Here is a 24,901-nt window from a genome sequence, read left to right as displayed (position 1 = left end):
CTGTGCTTTTTTATATTTTTAAATTAAATATTATTAAGGAAATCTGTAAACGATAGCATTGATATTCATTCCGGCACCTACCGAAGTCATCACAATGTTACCTTTATCTTTAAACGATTGACCTTCCATTTTTCCTTTAATTATTAAATCATACATTGTAGGAATGGTTGCTACGGACGAATTTCCGAACATCTGGATGGTCATGGGAGAGATCGAATGGTCGTAATCTTTAATATCATAAAGCTTATGAAGCCTTTCGATCATGGCATAATCCATTTTGGCATTGGCCTGGTGGATTAATATTTTGTTGATATCCTCGATGGAAAGCCCGGCATCATCAATGGTTTCTTTTATTGCTGTAGGAACGTTTTTGAGAGCGTACTCATAAATTTTTCTTCCCAGCATTCTGATGTACAGCTTGTCTTCTGCTTCTTTATTTACGGAACAGCCACTTACCAGATAATCCAGCTCGATACCGTTATCACAAATGGTATTGTGAGCGATAATTCCTACATTTTCGTCATCGGTTGCCTTTACAACAACAGCTCCGGCCCCGTCTGCGAAAATCATTTTATTTCTGTCATAAGGATCGGTAACGCGGCTTAATGTTTCACCGCCAACTACCAAAATCGTTTTTGCTGCTTTGGCTTTAATCAGATTATCAGCTAAAATCATTGCTTCAACCCATCCCGGGCACCCGAAAATCATGTCATAAGTAACACATTTCCTGTTTTTTATACCTAGCTGATTTTTTACTCTTGCTGCCATATTCGGCATAAAGTTAACAAGCCCTGCAGCTGTAACTTCCCCAAAATTACTTGCATATATAATATAATCAAGCTCCTCAGCGTCTATTTTTGAATCTTCAATAGCAATCTTTGAAGCTTCGTAGCCAATTTTAGAGTTGGTAAGGTCATCTTCAATATATCTGCGCTCTTCAATTTCTGTAATTTCTACAAATTTTGAAATGATTTCTTCTGTAGGCTTCTCTATTTTCTCACCTTCGTCGGTATAGAATTCAGAATCCATAAAATAATCTCTACCAATAACTCGATTAGGAATATAAGATCCAGAACCAATAATGATCGTATTCGGCATTCGTTTAAATGATTTTTTAAAGATGCAAAGTTAATAATTAATATTAATAAGAAAGAATTAAAAATATTATTAAATTTGCAAAAATTGTACTTTACAATCTATGAAAAACAATCCGTCCCTGAAAGGATTATTTATCGCAGTTGCGGCGTTTAGTGTTGCCTTTGCAATTTATTTCCTTTTTTTAGCCAAAAAAAACTATTATGTAGTGGATAATCCTACGCCTAATACCTATTATTATAAGATTAATAACGGCTCTGAAGGTACGATTGCGGCTGGGCAAACCGTGCCTGTAGATTTAAAAATGGGGGAAAATTCTATCAAAGTTTTTGATCAGAATAAAAAAATGATGTATGATTCCGCATTCGATGTGAAGAAAATCCGGGGGCTGATTAATATTGCCCATCAGGATTATTATGTGAATGATCAATATTATGGATACAATCTTAAAAAAGATTCATTACTTTTGGCGCTTGATAAGACCACAATAGACGGAAAAGAATATTATGGAGGTGCCAGACACTTCAACAAGCTTTACACAGAAGACTTTTATTATAATGTAGACGAGGATTATGATAAAATGATCAAAAATATACAGAAAGTAGAATCGAGATCAAAAATCTTCAGAAAACAGGATTATCTTAATTATTATAAAGAATATTACAAGTTTTGACAAACGATATCAACAAAGTAACGCCCTACAATTCTGAGGCTACAAAAAAGAGCCAGGTAGAGGATATGTTCGACAATATTGCACCGAAATATGATCTTCTGAATCATGTTTTATCCATGAAAATTGATGTTTTATGGAGGAATACACTGGTCAATATGATGAAAAGCGACAGCCCGCAGGAAGTGCTGGATGTGGCTACAGGAACGGGAGATCTGGCAATCACCATTGAAAAAGGAACCCGTGCCAAAGTAATTGGTTTAGATTTATCGCAACAAATGTTAAATGTTGGCGTTATTAAAATAAAAAAACTTAATTTAGACGGCAAAATTTCCATGCAAAAGGGCGATGCAGAAAATTTACCTTTCGAGGACAATAGATTTGATGCTGTTTCCGTTGCATTTGGAGTAAGGAATTTTGAAAATCTAACCAAAGGGTTGGCGGAACTAAGAAGGGTAGTAAAGGACAACAAAAGTGTTTATATACTTGAGTTTTCAAAGGTTGAGGGTTTTTTAGCACCATTTTATATGTTTTATTTCAAAAATATATTACCTGCCATCGGCAGACTGGTTTCTAAAGATAATAGGGCATATACCTACCTTCCGGATTCTGTAAACGCTTTTCCTTTCGGGGAAAAAATGAGACAGATTCTTTTAGATACAGGATTTAAAAAAGTTGAATATAAAAAACTAAGTTTAGGTATAGCCACAATTTATAAAGCAACAAAGTAACCTATGAATAAATTTTTATTAAAAGCACTGGTTTTAGCCTCAGTAAATGTTGCAGTTTTTGCAAACGCGCAATTTAGAACCCGAAACAGAATGGATAAGTTGGAAGACTTTGATCAACAGACGTTCAGCTGGGGTTTTTATCTGAATGGTAATATACTGGACTACCGTATAGTACTCAACCCAAGATACGGTATGGATGGGAACAAAAATCTCGTTACATCTAAAAATAGTAAAAGCTTCGGTGCCGGATTAATCGGTAAATGGAGACTGAACGATTATTTGGATCTAAGAGTAGAACCAGGCTTACAATTTGCTCAGAGAGAATTGCATTTCGATACACAATCGAATGACCAATACGCAGCAGGTACTTTGACGAATGATCCTTTTGTTCCGATTCCTTTAACGGATAAAGATAGAATAAGAGAAGTAAAATCTACTTTGGTTGACGTTCCTGTAATGTTGGAGCTGCATGGGCAAAGATGGTATAATTCAAGACCTTACATTGCGGCAGGGGTAAATTATATTGTGAATTTACAGTCAAATTCAGATTCTACGGATGATAACTTACAACAGGTTTTCAGATCTACAACCCACAATTTTGCATGGTCTGCAGAAATGGGAATTCAGTTTTACTTTAATAAATTTAAATTGACTCCGGCAATCAGAGGGACATTCATTATGAATAACGAGATTGTTACTGATAATGCAGGTACACCTCCTTACTGGACGGCTGCCATGTCTACACTACAGACGAGAGCAGTAATGTTCGTATTGAAATTTGAGTAAGAAAATTACAGCTAAAAATACAGAAGGAGGTGCTTTGCATCTCCTTTTTTGTTGCCATGCCTAAAATATAAGGCGTTTTATTTTTGTTAGTATTAATATTTTGTTATTTTTGCTAATAGTTAGAATATATAAACCTGAAATGCTTCAAGATTTAGAAAACAATTTTTCAGAATTAGAGAAAAAGATATTGATCTTACAAAAGAATTACAAAAATCTTACTGAAAAGTTCTCGGAATTGAATATTGAACATGAAGATCTGAAGAAGAAATATGATGAGGAAAGAAAGAAAAGTCAGGTATTAGCAGAAGAACAAAAAAATATAAAACTTTATTCAGCAATATCAGGAAATCCTGAACACAATAGATTAATGAAAAACCATATCAACAGATTGGTGAAAGAGATTGATTTCTGTATTGCTCAGCTTCAAAACAGTGGATTATAATGGAGGTAAGGAGAATAACCATCAACATTGCAGGAAGAGTATATCCGCTGAATGTACCCGCAGCAGAGGAAGAGACTTTGCGTAAGGTTGGGAAGCAGATCGAAAATATGATTAAAGATTTTGAACAAAATTTCGATGTGAGAGACAAGCAAGATGCTTTGGCAATGTGCGCCCTGAAATTGGGAACCAACGCTGAAGTGGTGTCTATGAACTACGAAAAAAATATACATTCAACCAACGAAAGACTGGCTCAGATCAATCAATCGCTGAATGAATTTGGGAAATAGATTTTTTTTCCCAGAAAGACCTGCCTACAATAATTCTAACACATTAAAGGTAAACTCAACGCTAAACAATTACCGAACAAATGTCCATCGAATGGCGTGCCGGTTCTCCGGATTACAGACAGTGGAAATCAGTTCAAATCGTGTTGATTAGGAGTTTACTCTATATCACTGAATTGTTGTAGGCTTTTTTTATTAATATTGTAAAGACAATTAAAACTCAATATAAATTATGATAGAAGTTATAATCGGCGTTGTTTGTTTAGTAATCGGTGCTGTAACAGGGATTTTATTCTCTAAAAGCTCATTGAATACTAAAGGAAAATTCATTATAGATGATGCTAAAAAGAATGCTGAAAACCTTATAGAAAAAGCTACCGTACAAGCTGAATCCATAAAGAAAGAAAAGAACCTTCAGGCTAAAGAAAAATTCTTAGAATTAAAATCTCAGCATGATGCAGATATTCAGTCTCGCGAAAAGAAAATGCAGGAGATTGAAAAAAGAACAAAAGACAAAGAGCATAAGTTAAATGACGAGCTTAGCAAAATAGGGAAACTTGAAAAAGACCTTGATAAGCAGATTGCAGATTATGCTAAGAAAACGGAGATTTTAGATAAAAAACAACAGGAATTAGACACAATTATGTCTAAAAAAGTTGAAATTTTAGAAAAAATTTCTAATTACACAGCAGAAGAAGCTAAAGCCGAATTGGTAGAATCAATGAAGGCTGAAGCTAAAACAAGAGCTCAGGCGCATGTTCAGAGCATTATGGAAGAAGCTCAGTTGAATGCAAAAGGAGAAGCGAGAAAAATCGTTATTCAAACCATTCAGAGAATCGGAACAGAACAGGCGATCGAAAATTCGGTATCTGTTTTCAACATCGAATCTGATGAAGTAAAAGGTAGAATTATCGGTAGAGAGGGTAGAAATATCCGTGCTTTGGAAGCTGTAACTGGTGTAGAAATTATTGTTGATGATACTCCAGAAGCGATTCTTCTTTCATGTTTCGATCCGGTAAGAAGAGAAATTGCAAGATTATCACTTCACAGATTGGTAACGGATGGTAGAATCCACCCTGCAAGAATCGAAGAGGTTGTAGAAAAAACAAGAAAACAAATTGAGGAGGAGATTATCGAAGTTGGTAAAAGAACCATTATCGATTTGGGAATCCACGGTTTACACCCTGAATTGATCAAGATTGTAGGGAGAATGAAATACCGTTCTTCTTACGGACAAAACTTATTACAGCACTCGAGAGAAGTTGCCAATATCGCTGCAACAATGGCTGCCGAATTAGGTTTAAATGTAAAATTAGCGAAAAGAGCAGGTCTTTTACACGATATCGGAAAAGTTCCTGAACAGGAATCAGAGCTTCCTCACGCTTTATTAGGAATGCAGTGGGCTGAAAAATACGGTGAAAATGCAGAAGTTATCAATGCGATTGGTGCTCACCATGACGAAGTTGAAATGACCTCGTTATTGTCACCGATCATTCAGGTTGCCGATGCGATTTCAGGAGCCAGACCGGGAGCAAGAAGACAGGTGTTAGAATCTTATATCCAAAGATTAAAAGACTTGGAATCAGCTGCTTTAAGCTTCGAAGGAGTTTCCAGCGCCTATGCAATCCAGGCAGGTAGAGAGTTGAGAGTTATGGTAGAAAGCGGAAGAGTAAATGACGAAGTTGCTTCTCAGTTATCTTACGACATTTCTGAAAAAATCCAAAACGAATTAACGTATCCCGGACAGGTAAAAGTAACAGTGATCAGAGAAACGAGAGCTGTGAATATTGCGAGATAATAATCAGAAAAAGATATTTTATAAAAACCTTTCAAGAGATTGAAAGGTTTTTTATTTTTAGCAAAATTTAAAAATCAAAATGCAAGAACTTCCTTTGTCTTCAAAAGCGAGACTTATTTTCTCTATTCCGGTTATTATTGCGGCCTTAGGCTACTTTGTAGATATCTATGACCTGCTTTTGTTTGGTATCGTAAGGATACCGAGTTTAAAAGCTTTAGGATTGAATCCTGATATCGATGGTACGTTTATTCTTAACTGTCAGATGGTAGGTTTGCTGATCGGCGGTATTTTCTGGGGAATTTTTGGCGATAAAAAAGGACGGTTATCCGTGTTATTTGGTTCTATCCTGGTTTATTCTTTAGCGAATATTGCGTGTGGGTTTTTACCGTATTTTCCGAAAGAGCATTTGGTGTATTCGTATGCAGGCTTAAGGTTTATTGCCGGAATTGGCCTTGCCGGAGAGCTCGGAGCAGGAATTACCCTTGTTTCTGAAAGTTTACCGAAAAATTTACGAGCGATCGGAACTTCCGTTGTTGCTGGTTTCGGATTAATGGGTGCTGTTGTTGCCCAATTGACCGTAGAATTATCCGGCGGATGGAATATTTCTTATATTATCGGAGGAGTTCTGGGAATTTTATTATTATTTTTAAGAATCAGCGTTTCAGAATCGGGGATTTATAAAAATATCGAAACAAAAGCTGTCTCAAAAGGAAATTTCCTGTCATTTTTCACAAATAAAAATCGTTTGATAAGATATTTAAAATGTATTGCTGTCGGGCTTCCGACGTGGTATTGTATTGGGATTTTGGCGGTATTGGCGAATCAGTTTGCCCCGGAATTCGGAATTAAAGACATTAATCCGGGAAAAGCCATTATGTGGGCTTATGTAGGAATTTCTGTCGGTGATTTGATGAGCGGATTTATTTCTCATGCTTTAAAATCCAGAAAAATGGCGATTTTTTATATGCTTGCATTTACCATTGTGGGTGTTGCGATCATGTTGTTTGGAAATACCAATACAGAAACAAAATATTATATTTTCTGCGTCTGGCTCGGTTTGGGAACAGGATATTGGGCGATGTTCGTTACTTTGGCAGCCGAACAGTTCGGGACAAATATCAGGAATACAGCCACCACAACGGTTCCGAATATGGTAAGAGGACTGGTTCCTGTGATGATTTTTGGCTTTGATTTTTTTAAGAAAGATTTTTCGGTAATCATTAGCGCAGCGATCGTTGGTGCCATCGTTTTTGGTCTGGCTTTTTACTCCTCTCTCACGATTTCTGAAACTCATGATAAAGATCTTGAATTCACAGAATAAAAAGCTGTTTAAATAATTTTTCTTTTTATTTTTCGTTTTATAGTAAAGTAACAGAAATGAAATCAATCAATTATTTGAAATTGAAATAAATTATGTTGTAAATAATATATATTTGTTTAACTTTGAAAGTATTAAAATTATATTGTTTAACTCTCAAAACCAAATCACATGTCAAACAACATTTTTAAAAACGCTAAAAGATTAGGAAAAAACGATCTTAAAAACATTGTCGGAGGAGTAGGTAAAATCGGAACTCCGGATTTGTCTTTATGCGGATGCAGCTGTACAGGAGCTGTAACCGGTCCTAAATATTGTGTACAATATATTGGTTGCCCGCAGGTAATTACTTGCTAACCCAATTTTAACGAATTATTTCAATTAGAAATAAACATTTCCACATTTAATACGCAAGAACCTTTTGATTTTCAGAAGGTTTTTGTAATTATTATGAATTATGAATTATGAATTATGAATTATGAATTATGAATTATGAATTATGAATTATGAATTATGAATTATGAATTATGAATTTTTTTTGCTAAACCCTAAACCTATCTTCCCGTCTTCATTTCCCCGATTTTTTGTCTGGTATAAATACTGTTATGTCCTGAAAATAAGTAAGAAACCACGCACGCAATCGCTACATAAATTCCGCATTCTGCCCCGAATAATTCAATTCCCATAAGCATACAGGCCAGCGGTGTATTGGTAGCTCCTGCAAAAACCGCTACAAATCCCATTCCTGCCAACAAGCCAAACGGCAACGGAATAATTAAGGATAATGCACTTCCCAAAGTTGCGCCAATAAAGAATAGAGGAGTAACTTCACCGCCTTTAAATCCTGCCGAAAGGGTAACAATCGTAAAGATCATTTTCAACGCAAAATCATATAAAGGAAGTTGTTTGTCAAAGCTTTCTACAATCGTCGGAATTCCCAACCCGATATATCTCGTAGTTCCCATCGCAAAAACAGCAACAGCAACAATAATTCCGCCGACAACAGGGCGTAATGGGGGATATTTTATTGTTGATTTAAAAAAAGAACCTGCCCAATGAATAAGTTTACTGAATGTCGCAGCACAGATTCCAAAAGCAATTCCTGCAAAAACACTGTATAAAATAGGCAGAAAATCAATTTTTGGGATGAAATCAATGTGATAATGAGTATGTTTTACTTTCCAGAGATTCGTTACTAAATCTGCAATAATCGCCGATGCAAATGCCGGGAAAATAGCATTATAACGAATTCTTCCGATCAGAAAAACTTCCAATCCGAAAACAGCTCCAGCTAAAGGTGTTCCGAAAACAGAGCCAAAACCCGCAGCAATTGCAGAAATAATCAGGATTTTTCTTTCGTTTTTAGTAAGCTTAAAAGGTTTTGTAAACTGATCTGCAATCGCTCCCGCCATCTGTAAAGCCGTTCCCTCACGACCTGCCGAGCCACCGAAAAGATGAGTCGCGATGGTTCCCAGATAGACAAAAGGGGCCATTTTGAAAGGAATAATTTCCTTCGGATCATGAATGCTGTCGATCAGTAAATTGTTTCCCGCTTCAATATCTTTTCCGAGATGATGATATAAAAGTCCGATCAAAAAACCTACAACAGGCAAAAATGCAATGATCCAGATGTGATTTTCCCTGAAATTAGTTGCCCATTCCAATGACTGTAAAAAGCCTGCAGAAGCAGTTCCTACAAGAATTCCGATGATGAGAGAAATACAAAGCCACTTTAAAATATAAGGTAAGGCAGGAAATTTTCTAAAGAAAAATCTGGTATGAAATAAGGTTTTCTGAATGATTGTTCGTTGATGTTCTGACATAATTTTACCTGATCAATTATTGTTAATAATCTTAAAATCAGGCGTCATCAGCTTCTGAAAAGCGGTTGGGTAAGGAAGAGCACCATTTCCTTGTGCTGCAAATATAACTATTTATTTTTAATTTTTATAATGAATAGCTTTATCAATTTCAATGGGGTTGTTGTATTTCTTAATGATTTCCTGCATATTTTTTGTCTGAGAATTCAGTTCGTCAATTGTATGTATTTCCTTTCCATTGATATTAATATTCAGATTATTGTTTGTTTTGCTGAAATTTGTTCTTTCAAATGAAAAGGGATCATTATAAAATTCTAAAGAAAGCTTTTGCTTCTGTTTTTCCGTAATGGGAATCGCTTTGTTTCCAAAATTGGATTCAAGGAAATCATCGGTAGGATAGATGCTCGGTAGTTCCTGACTTTTTATAAGGTTGTAAATGAAATTTTTCTTTGTATCATAAATCTCAAAAATCAAACCCGGAAGCCCTGAAAACTTAAATGGTCCTTCATTAAAAGGAATATCTTTATTAAACCATGCAATCCAATCTCTTCCTCCAAATTTTGCCGTCGCTTTTTGCAATGTATAATCCTGAATTTGTTTGGTTTCTTTAGAAATATTCCAGGTGATTTTATCGTTCGTCTTATAAGAATAATATCCGAATTTAATATTGATGAAATTTTCATTATTAAAGGTATTGATCTTTCTTTTAACGATCTGTCCGGTCATATCAACATGTTTATTATCCATATTTCCGAATTTTTTATTGATAGAATCTGCAACGAAAAGATTACGGCCGTAGAATTTAACTTCTTTGGAATTAATGTCTAAAATCATATTAAATTTTTGATAATCAGAGTCTGTAGAATCCATTTTTAACTGTAATTCATAAATAAACCTGTGCGTTTGTGAATGCAAAGAAATGATGATCAATAAACAAATAAGATTTGTAATTTTTTTCATTATTTATGAACTTTTAATTCAAAATTATTTAAAATAGGACTGTTCAATAATATATTTTTTACTGATTTGAATACTTTCAAAAATATCCTTATCACTCGAATCCTGCTCCAGAAACCAATATTGCAGACCAGCTTTTTCTTTAGCTTCAAAAATTCTTTTAAAATCAATCGTTCCGTTTCCGATCTCTGTGAAATCTTTGTTGTCTTTTTTCATGTCTTTCACATGCCACAACGGAAATCTTTTCGGGTATTTTTCAAAATACGTTAAAGGATCTAAACCAGCTTTTGAAATCCAGTATAAATCCAGTTCCATTTTTACTAAATCGGGTGAAGTATTTTTTAAGATAAATTCATACACATTTTGAGTATCATCAAATTTTTCAAATTCAAAATCATGATTGTGATACGCAAACTGTATTCCTGATTTTTTGGTCAATTCTCCTGATTGATCAAATAATTCGGGAAGTTTTTTATAATTCTCTATATTTCTTTCTTCAGGAAAAAGATAAGAACAAACCATGTATTTTGCACCGATAAAGTGTAAATCTTCCACAGATTTTTCCCAACCGTTTAATAAAGTTCCTTTCTCCTGATGCAAAATTCCAGTTGTATGGTGAGAACTGATAACTTTTAAACCTGTATTTTTTAGAATAGTTTGAAATTCATTTCGGCTTTTCCCAAAGAAAGTTCCGTTATAGCCGTAGATCTCAAGTTCTTTAAAACCAAGAGCTGCCAATCTTTCCAGTGCTTTTTCAAGGTTTTCGGAAATAGCATCGCGAATTGTGTAAAGCTGTATTGCCAAAGGTTTTTTAGGATTAATTATAGAAGAAATTCCAGGAGAGCATAGCCCCAGAAATCCAATTGATGAAAGCTGTATAAAGTCTTTTCTAAGCATTACAAAAACGGTTTCATTTCGTCTTCGATCTGTGTTCTGAGATCCATCAAACGAATGGCATATTTTTCTTTTTGCTTCTCATCTTCAGTTTCAGGAACCCATTTTCGGACAGGAAGTTTTTTTCCGTTTTCATCAACTGCCACAAAAACAATGATGCAATGCGTTTTCTTGTCAAAATTCGGCTGCTTTAAGTTTCTTGAAAAAACATTGATCGAAATATGCATGCTTGAAGAACCTGTATAAATAACCTGAGCCTCGACTTTTACTATTTCCCCGATCTTGATCGGTTCGTAGAAACGGATTCCGCCTACATAAACCGTTACGGAATAATTTCCGCTCCAGGTGGTTGCACAGGCATATCCTGCCTGATCGATCCACTTCATTACGCTCCCTCCATGCACATTTCCTCCGTAATTTACATCAGAAGGTTCTGAAATAAACTGAAAACTAATTGGTTTGTTCTCCATTCTATAGAAAAAATTTGATTGAATAAAGGTATTTAATAATTTTTAATATCACTTATTAAATCCTACTTTTGTTGATTGAACTTTTTCGTATGTTCATTTTTAATAAATAACAGATTTAAAAATATAATGAAGAAAGTATTTTATCTTAATACATGTGACACTTGTAGAAAAATTTTAGCACAATTCAGACTTTCAGACTGGGCGCTTCGTGAAATTAAAAAAGAGCCGATTACCAAGGAAGAATTGGACGGAATGTATAAAATAACAAAATCCTACGAGGCGTTATTCAGCAAAAAATCGACCCAGATAAAATTAAGAGAACTTGATTTAAAATCTTTGGGAGAAGAAGATTTCAGAGAATTGCTGCTGGATCATTATACATTTTTAAAGAGACCGGTTTTTCTTACTGATGATGAAATTTTTATTGGAAGTGACAAAGAAAACCTTGCAAAGCTGAGAGCTTATTTTAATTCAAGCAATTAAGCGTAAATTTTTTTGATTTTCAGATAATTACATAAAAAAGAGATTGTAAATTTACAATCTCTTTTGTTGTAGAATATATTTTATTTATACAAAAGGAGTTTTTACCACTTTTGCAGGAATATTTTTATTTCTTACCTGAATAAAGATCTCAGAACCTAGCTTGAAATGAGGTTTATCAACATAAGCCAATCCTAAACCGATCTTTTTCATTGGCGACTGAGTTCCGGAAGTTACTTTCCCGATCACGTTTCCTTCTGCATCTACAACAGGGTAGTCGTGTCTCGGAACACCTTTGTCTGTAAGCTCAAAACCGACTAATTTTCTGGTAACGCCTTCTTCTTTTTGTTTTGCGAAAGTATCTTTAGAGATAAACTCTTTGTCGAATTTTGTGATCCATCCTAATCCTGCTTCAATCGGAGAAGTCGTATCGTCGATATCCATTCCGTATAAGCAGAATCCTTTTTCTAGTCTTAAAGTGTCTCTGGCAGCCAATCCGCAAGGGATGATTCCTTCTGATTCACCAGCTTTGATGATTTCGTCCCAAAGCTTTTCAGCACTTTCATTATTGAAATAAATCTCAAAACCACCGCTTCCTGTGTAGCCTGTGTTTGAAATAATCACATCATTTACCCCTGCAACCGATCCCATTGTGAAGTTATAATAAGGAATTTCCGAAAGATTGGTTTCCGTTAATTTCTGAAGGATTTCCGTAGCTTTTGGACCCTGAATTGCCAATAACGACATATCATCAGAAGCATTCGTTAAAACAGCATCAAAACTGTTGAATTTCACGATATGATCCCAGTCTTTTTCAATATTTGAAGCATTCACAACCACAAAATACTTATCGTCTTCGATTTTGTAAACAATAAGATCATCAACAATTCCTCCGTTTTCGTTTGGAAGACAAGAATATTGAGCTTTTCCGTTTTCCAAAGCATCTACGTTATTTGTGGTAACCAATTGTAAAAGATCTTTAGCACCCGGACCTTCCACAAAAAACTGTCCCATGTGAGAAACATCGAACAATCCCGCTTTTTCTCTCACTGCAAAATGCTCCTCAGTAACTCCCGAATATTGCACAGGCATTTCAAAACCTGCAAAAGGTACGATTTTAGCTCCCAAAGAAACGTGTTTGTCGTACAAGGCTGTTTTCTTCATATTTAAATTTATTTCTTTATTTTAAAACTTTCAAAAGCTTCATTGAAAAGCTTCATATAATTTCCGTTCCAGTATTTTTGTTCACAATTAATAGTGATCAGGTATAAGTTTTTTTCTTTCTGAAATACTTTTGTAATCCAGAAAGCTTTTTCCTTTTCATCGAAATATTCGTAATTATATTCTGTATATCCTTTTTTACCGTTGCTGTTTTTCACTTTCTTTTCTTCGTCGGCAGATTTATAAAGAGCAAGGATAAATTTTTTCGTTTCTCCCTTCGGAAGGTTTAAATCGTGATATTCGGAAATGGTGATCGCGCCGATCTCGTTGGTTGGAAAAATATTGATAATACCGCTGTCATCAGTTGTTTTCCAGGTATCAGGAAAAGTAATGGCGTAATTGTCTGTTTCGTAGGTTTTGCCCGGAATTTTTTGAGCGGTAGAGTAAAAACTTATTAAAAATATTAATAAGACTAATGTTTTTTTCATCATGAATTTAAAAATGGTGTTTATATTCTTCTAAAATTATTTTAAACCATTCTGTGAATTTTTCGGGATTTTCAGCAATTTCCTTATCAAGATCTTCAATAGAAATATATCTTACTTGTTCGACCTCATTCTGATTCAGATTAAATTCCGAATTGTAAGTTCCTATGAAAACATGGTCTAACTCATGTTCCCAAAGCCCGTTTCCGACATCTGCTTTATAAATAAAATTAAATTTTTCTGAAAGCTCGGTTTCAATGCCTAATTCTTCTTTTACCCTGCGTTTTGCACCGTCGAGATAAGACTCGTTATTTCTCGGATGGGAGCATACAGCGTTGGTCCATTGCCCCGGAGAATGGTACTTTTCGGAAGCTCTTTTCTGTAAAAGCATTTCTCCTTTATCATTAAATAAAAAAACGGAAAAAGCACGGTGTAATAAGCCGTTGACATGAGCCTGCTGTTTTTCCATTAAGCCTAAAACTTCATCCGCCGGATTTACTAAAACTACGAATTCTTCCATTCCTACAAATGTAAGTTTAATAAATGTATTTTGGAAATTTTTGGTAAAACATCATATTTCCTGAGATGAAAATTATTTTTTTACGCCCGCAGATTTCTCAAATGATTATGATAATTTCATTCTTAATAAGACAGCAATCTTGCAAATCTGTGGGAAGCAAAATTATCTCTTCAAAGCCTTTCCGATTCTGATATAAAGCATTGATAAACCAATAAAGAAAATCGTAATCCAGAGGGAATTGGTCAGAACTTTTGTAAAACCTAATTTGGTCATATCCACAAACGGATAAGGATAAAATCCTGAAAAATTTCCTCTTATTAATATTATAATAAGATAAAAGACCGGAAATATCATCCATTTTGGAATTTGTATGTATTTCAAAGCCGTTTTATTTTCAAATAAATACCAAAAAATAATCATAAGAACAGGCATTACACTGTGAAGCAATTCATCAATAATCCTTTGAAAACCCGTTGGCTGCCACGTTCCGCGAAGAATGATCTGATAAATAAAACCAACAATGGTAATATAAACTGTAATTGCTGTTAAAATTCCTGAATTTTCATTGTTATCCTTTTTAAAAGCTACAATTGTTAAATAAATACTTACAATGATATTCGTAAGAATGGTGAAATAAGTAAAAAACCTAAAATTAGTCTCCAAAATAGAAGTAGTTTTGTTTTCTATGGCTAAGTAATATTGACCAATCAAAGCAAACCATCCGATCAGACAAAAAATTAAGGCTAATGCTTTTTTCATGATAATAATCTTGTGATAATCAAATATAAACAAAAAGTGATTTATATTTTCGAATGATTTAACGACTTCAAAAAAATCGCAACGTTCAAAATTTATGATGAAAAAGAAAATTTTTAATCATATTATAAGAAATGTAGTTTAAATGTAAGTTTTATTCATTAAATAGTAATTTTTATAGTGAAAATTTAATATAAACTAAGTTTAACGATTCAGTTTAAGCCAGAAATCGTAACTTTGCAATTCAATTTTTTAATGATGGAATTAGAATATAAAGAACATATAAGTCCGATACTTAAGGACGGGATTAAAAATTATTTAATCGATATCGACGGAACCATTACAGATGACGTTCCCAATGAAGAGCCTGAAAGAATGGTAACTTGTGAACCTTATCCGGACGCCCTGGAAACGATCAATAAATGGTATGATGAAGGGCATCAGATCTGTTTTTTCACCTCAAGAACGGAAAATTTAAAGCAGATCACAATCGATTGGCTGGATAAGCACGGTTTCAAATATCACAGCGTTCTATGTGGAAAACCGAGAGGCGGAAACTACCATTGGATCGACAATCATCTGGTAAGAGCCACAAGATATAAAGGTAAATTTACTGATCTGGTTGAAAAGCAGGTAACAATTGAGGTTTTTAAGGAAGATTAAATAAAATAAGGATTTAAAGATTAAACGATTAAAGTGGTTAAAAATTTTCACTTTCTTAATTTTTAAATTTTTCATTTAAATAGAGATGTATTTATGAAAGTTTTAGCAAACGATGGCTTGGATCAATCTGGGATTGATGCATTAACTGAGAAAGGTTTTGAGGTGATTACTACAAAAGTTCCGCAGGAATTTTTAGTAGAATATATAAATGAGCACAAAATTCGTACGTTGTTGGTGCGCAGTGCGACACATGTGAGAAAAGATATTATCGATAATTGCCCATCGATTGACATCATCGGCAGAGGTGGTGTCGGGATGGATAATATCTATGTGGATTACGCCAGAGAAAAAGGAATTCATGTGATCAATACACCTTCTGCTTCTTCAGAATCGGTGGCTGAATTGGTTTTTGCACACTTATTTTCAGGAGCAAGATTTTTGCAGGATTCAAACAGAAAAATGCCATTAGTAGGTGATACCGAGTTTGCAAGTCTTAAAAAAGCATATACAGAAGGTATCGAATTAAGAGGAAAAACCATCGGAATTGTTGGAATGGGAAGAATCGGGCAGGAAGTCGCAAGAATAGCTTTAGGCCTTGGAATGAGAGTGGTTGCGGCTGATAATAACGTTGGGAAAGCCAGTATTAAAGTGAAATTTTATAACAATCAGTTCATTAATGTTGATATTGAAACTGAACCTTTACATGAAGTTTTAAAGCATTCGGATTTTATTACACTTCACGTCCCCGCTCAAAAAGAAGGATATATGATAGGGAAAAATGAATTTGAAATGATGAAAAATGGCGTGGCAATCGTAAACTGCTCAAGAGGCGGAGTGATCGATGAAGCTGCTTTAATCGAAGCATTAGATTCAGGGAAGGTAAAATTTGCCGGATTAGATGTTTTCATCAACGAGCCAACTCCTTCAAAAGATATTTTGACGCATCCTAAAATCTCTTTAACCCCTCACACAGGCGCATCTACAATGGAAGCGCAGGACAGAATCGGACTTTCCCTGGCGGAACAGATTTCAAGTATTTTACAGATTCATTAATCTGAAAATGATAAAAAGTAACAACACCTCAATTTGAGGTGTTTTGTTTTTATAAGTTGTTTTTATTTTTAAGCAAATCTCTGATTTCCATTAATAATTTTTGGTCTTCAGTAGGCCCTGCAGGGGCCGGGACTTCTTTACGGCTTATTTTATTAGCGCCTTTAATAATCCAGAAAAGTACCATCGCAATACATAAAAAACTGATTACCGCTGAGAGAAAATTGCCATAAGCAACACCATGCCATGATAATTTTGTAATGTCTTCTGCGCCAGCAGCTTTTAATGCCGGATTCAATAATAACGGAGTAATTACATCCGCGACAAGTGATGAAACAATTTTTCCGAAAGCGCCACCAATGATTACCCCTACTGCTAAATCAATAACATTTCCTTTGAAGGCAAATTCTTTAAAATCTTTTAAAAATCCCATAATTTTTACATCTGTTGTAAGCAAATATAAATAAAAATCAATGCTTTTTAAATTATTCGTAAATGTTTTATCAAATTGATTATGTTGATTAATTTTATACTTTAAAGTATAATTAAAATAAAAAAATCACTTCAATTTGAAGTGATTTGGTTGAATATTTTTATATGTTATTTTTGTTTTTAAGCAAATCTCTGATTTCCATTAATAATTTTTGCTCTTCCGTTGGTCCTGCAGGAGCAGGTACTTCTTTATGAGTGATTTTATTAGCTCCTTTTATAATCCAGAACAAAACGACGGCAATACACAGAAAACTAATGACCGCCGAAAGAAAATTCCCGTAAGCGATTCCGTGCCAGGAGAGTTTAGCAATATTTTCGGCTCCGGCAGCTTTCAGTGCAGGATTTAAGATTAATGGCGTGATAACATCATCAACCAAAGAGGTGACAATTTTCCCAAAAGCAGCCCCAATAATAACACCGACGGCCAAGTCAAGCACATTTCCTTTAAATGCAAATGCTTTGAATTCTTTAACAAATCCCATAATTTATTTTTTTAAGTATTATTTAAACTGAAATAGGAGTTTAAGTTACAAAAAAAATATATTTTTCAAGTTTTTATGATTAAAAATTTGTGAATAATTTTATTTATAGATTATTTTTAATTTCAATTATTAACGTCTCAGTTTTTTATTTTCATGAGTTTAAAATTTCTTTTGTAAATTGCTGTTAAGCGATTATTAAACAAAAAAAGAACTTTACATATGAAAATTTTCACGGCAGAACAAATTCGGTCAGCGGATGAATTTACCATCAAAAATGAACCCATTACACCGACAAAATTAATGGAACGGGCCGCGCAATCTTGTGTAAGCTGGATTTCGGAAAATTGTAAAAATCATACCAAATTTGCCGTCTTTTGCGGAAACGGAAATAACGGCGGCGACGGTTTTGCGATTGCCAGAATGCTTCATCTTAATGATTATGATGTAGATGTTTTTGTGGATGATCTGAAAGGTAGCTTTTCCGATGATGCTATGATTAATTTTGAGAGATTAAGTGATTTTTCAGGAATTTTTATTCATGATTTTAGTAAAATTGATGAATATAATTTTGAGGATACCATCGTTATTGATGCTCTTTTCGGAACAGGATTATCGAGAAATATAGATGGTAGCTTTAAAAATGTAATTGAAAAACTAAATGAAAAGAAAAATATTAAAATATCTATTGATCTGCCTTCCGGACTTTTTACTGATGCTATTGTAACTGAAAATGCAATTGTTTTTAAAGCAGATTATACCTTGAGCTTTCAATTTTGGAAAAAAAGTTTTCTTCATCCCGAAACAGGAAAATTTACAGGTAAAGTTATTATTTTAGATATAAATTTAAGCGGAGAATACATATCAAATACTCAGACGGAATATTTTACAATAGATGATGAGATTATAGAGAATATTTTTAAACCGAGAGATGAATTTTCCCACAAAGGCAGCTATGGAAAAGTAACTATTATTGCCGGAAGCTACGGAAAGATTGGAGCGGCCGTACTTTCAACAACATCTGCTATGAAAACAGGTTCGGGATTGACTTTTATTCATGCACCTAAATGTGGTTACGAAATACTTCAGACTTCCTGTCCGGAAGCTATGTTTACTGAAGGCGGAAGTCAATTTATTAATAATTTTGAGGTTGACGAAAACTCAGCTTGTGGAATTGGGCCCGGATTAGGAACCGAGGAAGAAACAGAGAAAAGTTTTTTAACGTTTTTAAAGAATTATTCTAAGCCTTTAGTCTTGGATGCTGACGCTTTAAATAGTATTTCAAAAGATAAGAATCATTTAAAATTAATTCCGAAAAAATCAATCATAACGCCACATCCAAAAGAATTTGAAAGATTATTCGGAAACACAAAAAACTCTTTCGAAAGGGTAGAACTGGCCCGAAAAAATGCGAAGGAACTGGGAATATATATTGTTTTAAAAGATCATCATACACAGGTTGTAACGCCTGAAGGAAATGTTTTTTACAATATCACAGGAAATTCCGGATTAGCTAAAGGGGGAAGCGGGGATATTTTAACCGGAATTATAACTTCACTTTTATCACAACATTATTCAGAAGAAAATGCTGCCATTTTCGGAGTCTGGCTTCATGGAAAAGCAGCAGATTTTGCGGCAGAAAGACATTCAAAGGAATCAATGTTGCCAAGTGATGTTGTTGACGAACTAGGAAATGTTTTTAATAAGCTCAATAAAAAATTTGCTTTAAAATTGTAACAGCAATTATCATCAAGAATATAAAAAAGGCAAATTTACGATTGAGTAAATTTGCCTTTTAAATTTTTATTTTAGTTGAAATTATTCAGGTTTCTCGTTTTCAGCCTGAGTGATTTTAAATTTCTTGGAATACAACATAATTACTGCTCCGGCAATCATAAAAGGTATAGAAAGAACTTGTCCGGTATTCAAACCTGCAAATTCAATAAACTCTTTACCTTGAGGCATTTTCAGGAATTCTACAAAGAACCTGATTGCCCAAAGAATGATAAAAAACAATCCGAATAACCAGCCTTGCTGATATTTTTTATTCGTTTTTCTATACAGAATCCACAATAAAACAAATAAGCAAACATATCCGAAAGCTTCAAATAATTGAGTAGGATAGCGTGGTACGGTAAGCCCATATTCACTGCTTTGTTGTGGAAAAAGCAATGCGAAAGGTGAGTTGGGATCAACTGGTTTTCCTACAATTTCTGAATTGAAAAAATTACCCATTCTTACAAAAGCGCCACCCAAAGAAACGACAATTCCCAACCTGTCATATACCCAGAAAGGGTTTTTCTTGATGATCTTAAATGAATAATAAAGTGTTGTAAAAATCAATGCAATTGTTGCTCCGTGACTTGCTAACCCTGAGAAACCGGTAAATTTTAAACCATTTTTAGTACTTATCGGTAAAAATACACTCCAGAAATCCTCTTTGAATAATTCCGGCTGGTAGAAAATAACGTGCCCCATTCTTGCTCCAAGAATGGTCCCGATCAACGTCCATGTGAAAAGTGGCTCTAAATATTTTTGATTTACATTGTCAATTTTGAAAATTTTAGTCATTAAAACATATCCAAAACCGAAAGCAAAAATAAACATCAGGCTATAAAAGTGCAGTGTGATCGGCCCTAAATGAATTCCCGTTGAAGGATCCCAGATCTTAAATGGTGTTTTCAGCTGAACACTGTCTGAGCCGGTAATGGGCCTGCTCGATTTTACCGCATATTTAAAGGTTTCAATATTTTCCTGAGTGACAGGAGTTTCAATTAATTTAAAATTTTTGTCGAAGAACTGATAATTTGAAGCTTTAAATTTATTAAGAATCGTAGAGCTGTAGCCATAAGAATCCTGCTCAAGATTTGATTTATTTAAAATGACTAACGTATTATTTTCAGTTTTTTTATCTGCAAAATCATCAAGTGCCGTAAGTTCTGTTGTCGCATAAATTTTTACGGGAACATTTTGTGAGCTAACTTTTAAAGTGCCGTCAGAAAGGCCTCCCTGGTAATTCTGTGCGAAAAGACATTGGGTAATGAACGCAAATAATACGAAGTACATTCTGAAAAAAATATTATTCATCTTTTTTAATAATTTGATTATTGATTTTAATTTTAGGGGGAACCGGATCATAGCCGCTTCCTCCCCATGGATGGCATTTTGAAATTCTTTTTATTCCCAGCCAAAATCCTTTAAAAATACCGTGCATCTGCAAAGCTTTTACCATATAATGTGAACAGGTTGGCTCATAACGGCAATTTTTGGGAAGTAAGGGCGAGATAAACCACTGGTAAAATTTTATCAAGATTACCAACGGCGAAGTGATGATTTTATTGAATGTAAGTTTCAAAACAATGCAAAAATAGGGTAAAAAAATGAAAATTAGTTTAAATTTGTTATAAGTTTCAATTGTATAAAATCTGAAACATTTATTCAAAAATTAAAATTATCTTGAATCAAAATATTCCATTAGCCGAAAAATTAAGACCTAAAACGTTGGATGATGTTTTAGGGCAGGAGCATCTTACCGGCGAAAAGGGGACCATCAGAAAGATGCTTGAAAATAATGCCTTGAATTCCCTGATTTTTTGGGGACCTCCGGGAACGGGTAAAACGACACTTGCAGAAATTGTTTCTGAAAAATCGGGCAGAAAATTTTATAAGCTTTCTGCAGTTTCTTCGGGGGTAAAAGATGTTCGTGATGTAATTGAGGATGCCAAAAAGCAGAACCTTTTTTCAGGAAAATCGCCGATTTTATTTATTGATGAGATTCATCGTTTTAATAAATCCCAACAGGATTCTTTACTTCATGCGGTTGAAAAAGGCTGGATTGTTTTAATTGGTGCCACTACGGAAAACCCTAGTTTTGAGGTAGTTTCAGCTTTGCTTTCAAGAAGCCAGGTGTACATTCTGAAAGCATTGAGCTATGAAAAGCTGGAAGAATTAATTGACATTGCTCTTGAGAGATTTAATAAAGATGAAAATACAGAATTTAAAATAGCTGATAAACAGGCATTTATACAATATTCTGGAGGCGATGGCCGTAAATTGATCAATTCTGTTGAGCTGGTTCTTAACCAATTTATCAATTCCAAACAAAAAGTCATTACAAATGATGATGTGATGGATGTTTTGCAGGAAACAATGGCACTTTACGATAAAAATGGCGAACAACATTATGATATCATTTCAGCTTTTATAAAATCCATGCGTGGGAGTGACCCAAACGGCGCTGTTTACTGGTTGGCAAGGATGATCGCTGGCGGTGAGGATATTAAATTTATAGCAAGAAGAATGTTGATTTTAGCAGCTGAAGACATTGGTTTGGCCAATCCGAATGCGCTGGTGGTTGCCAATAACTGTTTTCAGGCTGTGAACGTTATCGGGAATCCTGAAGCAAGAATTATTTTAAGTGAAGCAGCGGTTTATCTGGCGGTTTCTCCAAAAAGTAATTCTGCATATATGGCGATCAATGACGCGTTAGCTTTAGTGAAACAGACTGGAAATCTGCCTGTTCCGTTGCATTTGAGGAATGCGCCGACAAAGCTGATGAAAGATCTGGATTACGGAAAAGAATATAAGTACGCACATTCTTTTGAGGGTAATTTTGTTGATCAGGATTTTCTTCCGCAGGAAATTAAAGATGTAAAGCTTTATGAACCAGGAAATAACGCTACAGAAAAGAAAATTTACGATGAGCTTAAGAAAAAATGGAATAATAAATATTAAAATAAAAGGATACTCAATTGAGTATCCTTTTTTAATATGATCTTGGAAAATTATTTTTTCTGAGTTGTCGTGATAAATAAGGATTTTTTACCGTTGTAATCTTTCACTTCTACATTGGCAAGGATGTCACCAAAAACATTTGTGCCGGTATTTGTAAATTCATAGCCGTCAATAAGAACGGGGGTGTCTTTTGCTATATTCTGTTGCTCATTTAGCTGCGCCAAAGTAATTCTGTCTAAATTTTCATAGCCTTTTTTAAGCTTGAATTCTACAATTCCCTGGTCAGCCAGATAACTGAATTTTTTTAAGTTTTGGGGTAAATTTGCAGAAGTTTTATAAACATTCATACTTTGAATGATGTCTTTTTTACCGTTAAACATATCGACAGTTCCTACTACATCATTAGCAACTGCAAATTTTGTTGCAGGATTTTTCTGCGCAAATAAAGTCGCAGAAGACAATATTAAAAAAGAGTAGAGTAATTTTTTCATAATCTATGGAATATATTAAAAACTTGATAAATATAGTTATTTTTTACAGAATGTGAATAAATTTTTGTGATAATTTAAAAATTATTTATAAATAAAGATTTTTATTGAGATTGCGAATTCTCATCTTCGACGCTTTCATTTTTTTTCTCAACCAGATTTGTGATGATATTTTTCAGCCTTTGAAAAGTAAACGAACTTAATAATAAAATAATTCCAAGGATGATAAATGCAATAATTCTCGAAACATTATCCATTTGCCAGACATCATGCGCATATAATTTTAAAATCATAATCCCGAGCAATACAAACCCAACTTTATTGAATTCCGGAATATCTTTTTTTAAGCCGATATAAATAAAAATACTCGCCAAAACTGCCCAGATTATTGGTAAATACAAAATATTGAAGTGTTTGATTAAGCTGTAAGATTGAGACAGATTTTTTGCATTTCCTAAAATATATAAATGATAGAGCTCAAAGCTGATAACAAAAGTTAATATAAATCCAATTACCCAATAAGAAAATTTTCCTTTGAAGAAATCAGTTTGTGATATAATTTTCCAGCCTGTCCAAACAAAAGGAATAAGATAAGATAAATGTAAAAAATAATAATTAATTGAAATTTTCTTTACTAAAATACCGCTTACAAGACTTAAGCCTGAAAAAGAAACATGATTAATAAGTAACAGTATAAAAAGATAAATAAATCCGGTCTGTAATGTTTTGCTGATCTCCAGTTTTTTACGGAATAACAATAAAATAAAGAGGTAATAGATACTGAACAGCAGAGAAATGTTCCAAATTATCGCTGCCGGCTTTTCAGAAATATGATAAATAATTTCAAGTAAAAGCGCAAAATAAATCACCGTATAGCTTACAACTGAGAATAAATTTTCAAAAAAGCTGGTAGTTTCTTTTTCAGAATAATTTTTAAGTAAAAATATATTAAAAAATGTCGTTATAGCCGTCACAAAGCTCGTTAAGAAAATAGGGTTGAGTATGATCTCCAAATTTTGAGAATCTAAATATTTTACCCATGTAAATATCTGAGCAATAATGACTAAAGGAAATAAAACATAAAAACAGATTTTAAAAATGCTATGTCCTGATTTTTTCCAGATATATAATAATAAAGTAGCTTCGATCGCCCAAACGCTTGTAATTAAATGAGTTTTAAACTGTAATGCAAAAGCAGCTGTAAGTAAGCTTATGGTAATTCCTGCAAAAACCGAATAATTGATCCCGAATTTTTTCCTTCTGTACTCTTTGAAAAGTAAAAAACCGTTGACAAAAGAAAAAATAATAGGAAATATGATGACAGGCTCATATTGTAATTTATTAAAAATATAAACCAAACCTATAATACTTGAGAAATTTATCAATATTAACATTAAGATATTCCAGGATGAAAGTATATTTTTCTTATAATAATCCAATAAGGCGAAAATGTAAAAAATAATATAAGTGATAATATAGAAGCAGATGCTTATTATTTCTGTTTTTTCAGACGTCCAGTAAAAAAGATAGATGTTGGTGAAAAAGAATGCAATCCAACCTACACTTTTCCAGTTATTTAGAAAAACAATAATTAACATTCCGATATTTAAAACAGTAAGATAGGTGAATAAAAAAGGATAGTTGCTTTGTCCGGTACTAATCATCAACGGAGCTAAAAATCCGCCAAATAAAGAGAATATAATCAGAACTTCGCTCTTATAATAATAAGATAATACTATGGAAAACAGAGTGATACAGCAAGTAATGACAAAAGCTGTGTTTTGGGTAAATAAATGATATTCCCGAAAGGCAATTGTCGTGGTAAAATAAAGTACTGCGATCCCGCCGCCGGTAATTATAGAAGAAAATACAGTGTAGTTTTTTCTTAGAAAATGACCAATTACAATAATTCCTACACCAATCGCAAGGCCAATTCCGACTCTTGCTGTTTCACCGATCCAGTTCTTATCGATTGCATATTTTACAAAATAACCGATGCCCAGAACAAGGGTGAAGATCCCGATAATTGTTAAGGCATTTTGCTTAAAAAAATCAAAAATAGGAGTGACCCAGTCTTTTTGAGGCTTAATTTCTGTTTCCTGTAAATGAACAGTATTTTCAAAAGAAGTTTTAAATGCAGCCTCCTGATTGCCATTTTGCGGAGCTATTTTTTTCTCAGTCAATTGCTCACTTTTCTCGGGAAAAGTCTGGGTAAGTTCAGAAATTTTTTTTTCTAATCTTTGAATTTTGCTGTTTAAATTATTAAAAATAAAAAGGACAACAATAATTAATATGATGATGAGAGTAAACTCCATTATGATTTATTTA

At 33.8% G+C, this 24,901-nt stretch carries 28 protein-coding genes and 1 riboswitch; of the genes, 13 read left to right on the top strand and 15 right to left on the bottom strand.

Annotated elements, in window-relative coordinates:
- Nucleotides 1–33: 33 nt before the first annotated feature.
- Nucleotides 34–1,098, bottom strand: coding sequence for a 3-oxoacyl-ACP synthase III family protein (locus BLT04_RS01015; protein ID WP_089752809.1), 1,065 nt, complete (start codon nucleotides 1,096–1,098; stop codon nucleotides 34–36).
- A 100-nt stretch (nucleotides 1,099–1,198) separates the two neighbouring features.
- Here BLT04_RS01015 and BLT04_RS01010 point away from each other — a divergent pair, with 100 nt between their 5' ends.
- The 8 genes from BLT04_RS01010 to BLT04_RS00975 all read left to right on the top strand — a co-directional run bounded on the left by BLT04_RS01010 (nucleotide 1,199) and on the right by BLT04_RS00975 (nucleotide 7,481).
- Complete coding sequence (locus tag BLT04_RS01010; RefSeq protein ID WP_089752807.1) at nucleotides 1,199–1,768, top strand: hypothetical protein; 570 nt, start codon at nucleotides 1,199–1,201, stop codon at nucleotides 1,766–1,768.
- Nucleotides 1,765–2,496 carry a bifunctional demethylmenaquinone methyltransferase/2-methoxy-6-polyprenyl-1,4-benzoquinol methylase UbiE gene (ubiE, locus tag BLT04_RS01005; RefSeq protein WP_089752805.1) on the top strand — a complete coding sequence of 244 codons (732 nt, stop codon included), beginning with the start codon at nucleotides 1,765–1,767 and terminating at the stop codon, nucleotides 2,494–2,496. Before BLT04_RS01010 ends, ubiE begins: the two co-directional genes overlap by 4 nt.
- Before the next feature lie 3 nt (nucleotides 2,497–2,499).
- The gene (gene porT, locus BLT04_RS01000) at nucleotides 2,500–3,282 is read left to right on the top strand and encodes a type IX secretion/gliding motility protein PorT/SprT (RefSeq protein WP_089752803.1); all 783 of its coding nucleotides are present in this window, start codon (nucleotides 2,500–2,502) and stop codon (nucleotides 3,280–3,282) included.
- Between the two features lie 139 nt (nucleotides 3,283–3,421).
- Nucleotides 3,422–3,724, top strand: coding sequence for a hypothetical protein (locus BLT04_RS00995; protein WP_089752801.1), 303 nt, complete (start codon nucleotides 3,422–3,424; stop codon nucleotides 3,722–3,724).
- Nucleotides 3,724–4,011 carry a cell division protein ZapA gene (locus BLT04_RS00990; RefSeq protein ID WP_089752799.1) on the top strand — a complete coding sequence of 96 codons (288 nt, stop codon included), beginning with the start codon at nucleotides 3,724–3,726 and terminating at the stop codon, nucleotides 4,009–4,011. Before BLT04_RS00995 ends, BLT04_RS00990 begins: the two co-directional genes overlap by 1 nt.
- 229 nt (nucleotides 4,012–4,240) lie before the next feature.
- Nucleotides 4,241–5,806, top strand: coding sequence for a ribonuclease Y (gene rny / locus BLT04_RS00985; RefSeq protein ID WP_170828405.1), 1,566 nt, complete (start codon nucleotides 4,241–4,243; stop codon nucleotides 5,804–5,806).
- Nucleotides 5,807–5,885: 79 nt separating this feature from the next.
- Nucleotides 5,886–7,127, top strand: coding sequence for an MFS transporter (locus BLT04_RS00980; protein WP_089752794.1), 1,242 nt, complete (start codon nucleotides 5,886–5,888; stop codon nucleotides 7,125–7,127).
- 168 nt (nucleotides 7,128–7,295) lie between these two features.
- Nucleotides 7,296–7,481: a hypothetical protein gene (locus BLT04_RS00975; RefSeq protein WP_089752792.1), complete on the top strand. Its 186-nt coding sequence runs from the start codon at nucleotides 7,296–7,298 to the stop codon at nucleotides 7,479–7,481.
- Nucleotides 7,482–7,678: 197 nt separating this feature from the next.
- On the opposite strand, the gene BLT04_RS00970 is transcribed toward BLT04_RS00975, so the two are convergent.
- From BLT04_RS00970 to BLT04_RS00955, 4 genes are all read right to left on the bottom strand, one after another.
- Nucleotides 7,679–8,947, bottom strand: a complete 1,269-nt coding sequence (locus tag BLT04_RS00970) for a voltage-gated chloride channel family protein (protein ID WP_089752789.1) — start codon at nucleotides 8,945–8,947, stop codon at nucleotides 7,679–7,681.
- A 31-nt stretch (nucleotides 8,948–8,978) separates the two neighbouring features.
- Nucleotides 8,979–9,046: riboswitch (Fluoride riboswitch) on the bottom strand.
- Between the two features lie 18 nt (nucleotides 9,047–9,064).
- Nucleotides 9,065–9,904 carry a GLPGLI family protein gene (locus tag BLT04_RS00965; RefSeq protein WP_089752787.1) on the bottom strand — a complete coding sequence of 280 codons (840 nt, stop codon included), beginning with the start codon at nucleotides 9,902–9,904 and terminating at the stop codon, nucleotides 9,065–9,067.
- A 24-nt stretch (nucleotides 9,905–9,928) separates the two neighbouring features.
- Complete coding sequence (locus BLT04_RS00960; protein ID WP_089752785.1) at nucleotides 9,929–10,798, bottom strand: sugar phosphate isomerase/epimerase family protein; 870 nt, start codon at nucleotides 10,796–10,798, stop codon at nucleotides 9,929–9,931.
- On the bottom strand, nucleotides 10,798–11,265 hold the full coding sequence (locus tag BLT04_RS00955) for an acyl-CoA thioesterase (protein WP_089752783.1): 468 nt from the start codon (nucleotides 11,263–11,265) through the stop codon (nucleotides 10,798–10,800). Before BLT04_RS00955 ends, BLT04_RS00960 begins: the two co-directional genes overlap by 1 nt.
- A gap of 126 nt (nucleotides 11,266–11,391) precedes the next feature.
- Here BLT04_RS00955 and BLT04_RS00950 point away from each other — a divergent pair, with 126 nt between their 5' ends.
- The gene (locus BLT04_RS00950) at nucleotides 11,392–11,748 is read left to right on the top strand and encodes an arsenate reductase family protein (RefSeq protein WP_089752781.1); all 357 of its coding nucleotides are present in this window, start codon (nucleotides 11,392–11,394) and stop codon (nucleotides 11,746–11,748) included.
- Nucleotides 11,749–11,832: 84 nt separating this feature from the next.
- Here the strand turns inward: BLT04_RS00950 and gcvT are convergent, their stop codons facing one another.
- The 4 genes from gcvT to BLT04_RS00930 all read right to left on the bottom strand — a co-directional run bounded on the left by gcvT (nucleotide 11,833) and on the right by BLT04_RS00930 (nucleotide 14,670).
- The gene (gene gcvT / locus BLT04_RS00945; protein ID WP_089752780.1) at nucleotides 11,833–12,909 is read right to left on the bottom strand and encodes a glycine cleavage system aminomethyltransferase GcvT; all 1,077 of its coding nucleotides are present in this window, start codon (nucleotides 12,907–12,909) and stop codon (nucleotides 11,833–11,835) included.
- Nucleotides 12,910–12,917: 8 nt separating this feature from the next.
- Nucleotides 12,918–13,397, bottom strand: a complete 480-nt coding sequence (locus BLT04_RS00940; protein WP_089752778.1) for a hypothetical protein — start codon at nucleotides 13,395–13,397, stop codon at nucleotides 12,918–12,920.
- A 4-nt stretch (nucleotides 13,398–13,401) separates the two neighbouring features.
- Complete coding sequence (gene idi, locus BLT04_RS00935; RefSeq protein ID WP_089752777.1) at nucleotides 13,402–13,911, bottom strand: isopentenyl-diphosphate Delta-isomerase; 510 nt, start codon at nucleotides 13,909–13,911, stop codon at nucleotides 13,402–13,404.
- 162 nt (nucleotides 13,912–14,073) lie between these two features.
- Nucleotides 14,074–14,670 carry a Pr6Pr family membrane protein gene (locus tag BLT04_RS00930; protein WP_089752775.1) on the bottom strand — a complete coding sequence of 199 codons (597 nt, stop codon included), beginning with the start codon at nucleotides 14,668–14,670 and terminating at the stop codon, nucleotides 14,074–14,076.
- Between the two features lie 255 nt (nucleotides 14,671–14,925).
- Here BLT04_RS00930 and BLT04_RS00925 point away from each other — a divergent pair, with 255 nt between their 5' ends.
- Together BLT04_RS00925 and BLT04_RS00920 are read left to right on the top strand one after the other, a co-directional pair.
- Nucleotides 14,926–15,330, top strand: a complete 405-nt coding sequence (locus BLT04_RS00925) for an LNS2 domain-containing protein (RefSeq protein ID WP_089752773.1) — start codon at nucleotides 14,926–14,928, stop codon at nucleotides 15,328–15,330.
- A 93-nt stretch (nucleotides 15,331–15,423) separates the two neighbouring features.
- Nucleotides 15,424–16,383: a D-2-hydroxyacid dehydrogenase gene (locus BLT04_RS00920; protein ID WP_089752771.1), complete on the top strand. Its 960-nt coding sequence runs from the start codon at nucleotides 15,424–15,426 to the stop codon at nucleotides 16,381–16,383.
- A gap of 49 nt (nucleotides 16,384–16,432) precedes the next feature.
- Here BLT04_RS00920 and mscL (BLT04_RS00915) read toward each other — a convergent pair whose 3' ends face one another.
- Together mscL (BLT04_RS00915) and mscL (BLT04_RS00910) are read right to left on the bottom strand one after the other, a co-directional pair.
- The gene (gene mscL, locus BLT04_RS00915) at nucleotides 16,433–16,813 is read right to left on the bottom strand and encodes a large conductance mechanosensitive channel protein MscL (RefSeq protein ID WP_089752769.1); all 381 of its coding nucleotides are present in this window, start codon (nucleotides 16,811–16,813) and stop codon (nucleotides 16,433–16,435) included.
- A 160-nt stretch (nucleotides 16,814–16,973) separates the two neighbouring features.
- The gene (gene mscL, locus BLT04_RS00910) at nucleotides 16,974–17,354 is read right to left on the bottom strand and encodes a large conductance mechanosensitive channel protein MscL (protein WP_089752767.1); all 381 of its coding nucleotides are present in this window, start codon (nucleotides 17,352–17,354) and stop codon (nucleotides 16,974–16,976) included.
- Nucleotides 17,355–17,573: 219 nt separating this feature from the next.
- Here mscL (BLT04_RS00910) and BLT04_RS00905 point away from each other — a divergent pair, with 219 nt between their 5' ends.
- Nucleotides 17,574–19,088: an NAD(P)H-hydrate dehydratase gene (locus tag BLT04_RS00905; protein WP_089752765.1), complete on the top strand. Its 1,515-nt coding sequence runs from the start codon at nucleotides 17,574–17,576 to the stop codon at nucleotides 19,086–19,088.
- 81 nt (nucleotides 19,089–19,169) lie between these two features.
- Here the strand turns inward: BLT04_RS00905 and lgt are convergent, their stop codons facing one another.
- Together lgt and yidD are read right to left on the bottom strand one after the other, a co-directional pair.
- Entirely contained in the window at nucleotides 19,170–20,036 is an 867-nt protein-coding gene (gene lgt / locus BLT04_RS00900) for a prolipoprotein diacylglyceryl transferase (protein ID WP_228421906.1), read from the bottom strand.
- A 394-nt stretch (nucleotides 20,037–20,430) separates the two neighbouring features.
- Entirely contained in the window at nucleotides 20,431–20,706 is a 276-nt protein-coding gene (gene yidD / locus BLT04_RS00895; protein WP_170828404.1) for a membrane protein insertion efficiency factor YidD, read from the bottom strand.
- 101 nt (nucleotides 20,707–20,807) lie between these two features.
- Between yidD and BLT04_RS00890 the strand changes: the two genes are divergently transcribed.
- A complete protein-coding gene (locus BLT04_RS00890) occupies nucleotides 20,808–22,085 on the top strand; it encodes a replication-associated recombination protein A (protein ID WP_089752762.1) in 1,278 nt (425 codons plus the stop codon).
- 50 nt (nucleotides 22,086–22,135) lie between these two features.
- On the opposite strand, the gene BLT04_RS00885 is transcribed toward BLT04_RS00890, so the two are convergent.
- Nucleotides 22,136–22,576, bottom strand: coding sequence for a hypothetical protein (locus BLT04_RS00885; protein WP_089752759.1), 441 nt, complete (start codon nucleotides 22,574–22,576; stop codon nucleotides 22,136–22,138).
- 101 nt (nucleotides 22,577–22,677) lie between these two features.
- A complete protein-coding gene (locus BLT04_RS00880) occupies nucleotides 22,678–24,888 on the bottom strand; it encodes a DUF2339 domain-containing protein (protein ID WP_089752757.1) in 2,211 nt (736 codons plus the stop codon).
- Between the last annotated feature and the right edge of the window lie 13 nt (nucleotides 24,889–24,901).

The organism is Chryseobacterium soldanellicola (genome assembly GCF_900100115.1).
GTDB lineage: Bacteria > Bacteroidota > Bacteroidia > Flavobacteriales > Weeksellaceae > Chryseobacterium > Chryseobacterium soldanellicola.
Note: the sequence above shows the minus strand (reverse complement) of the source record. Positions and strands in the feature narration are given on the sequence as shown.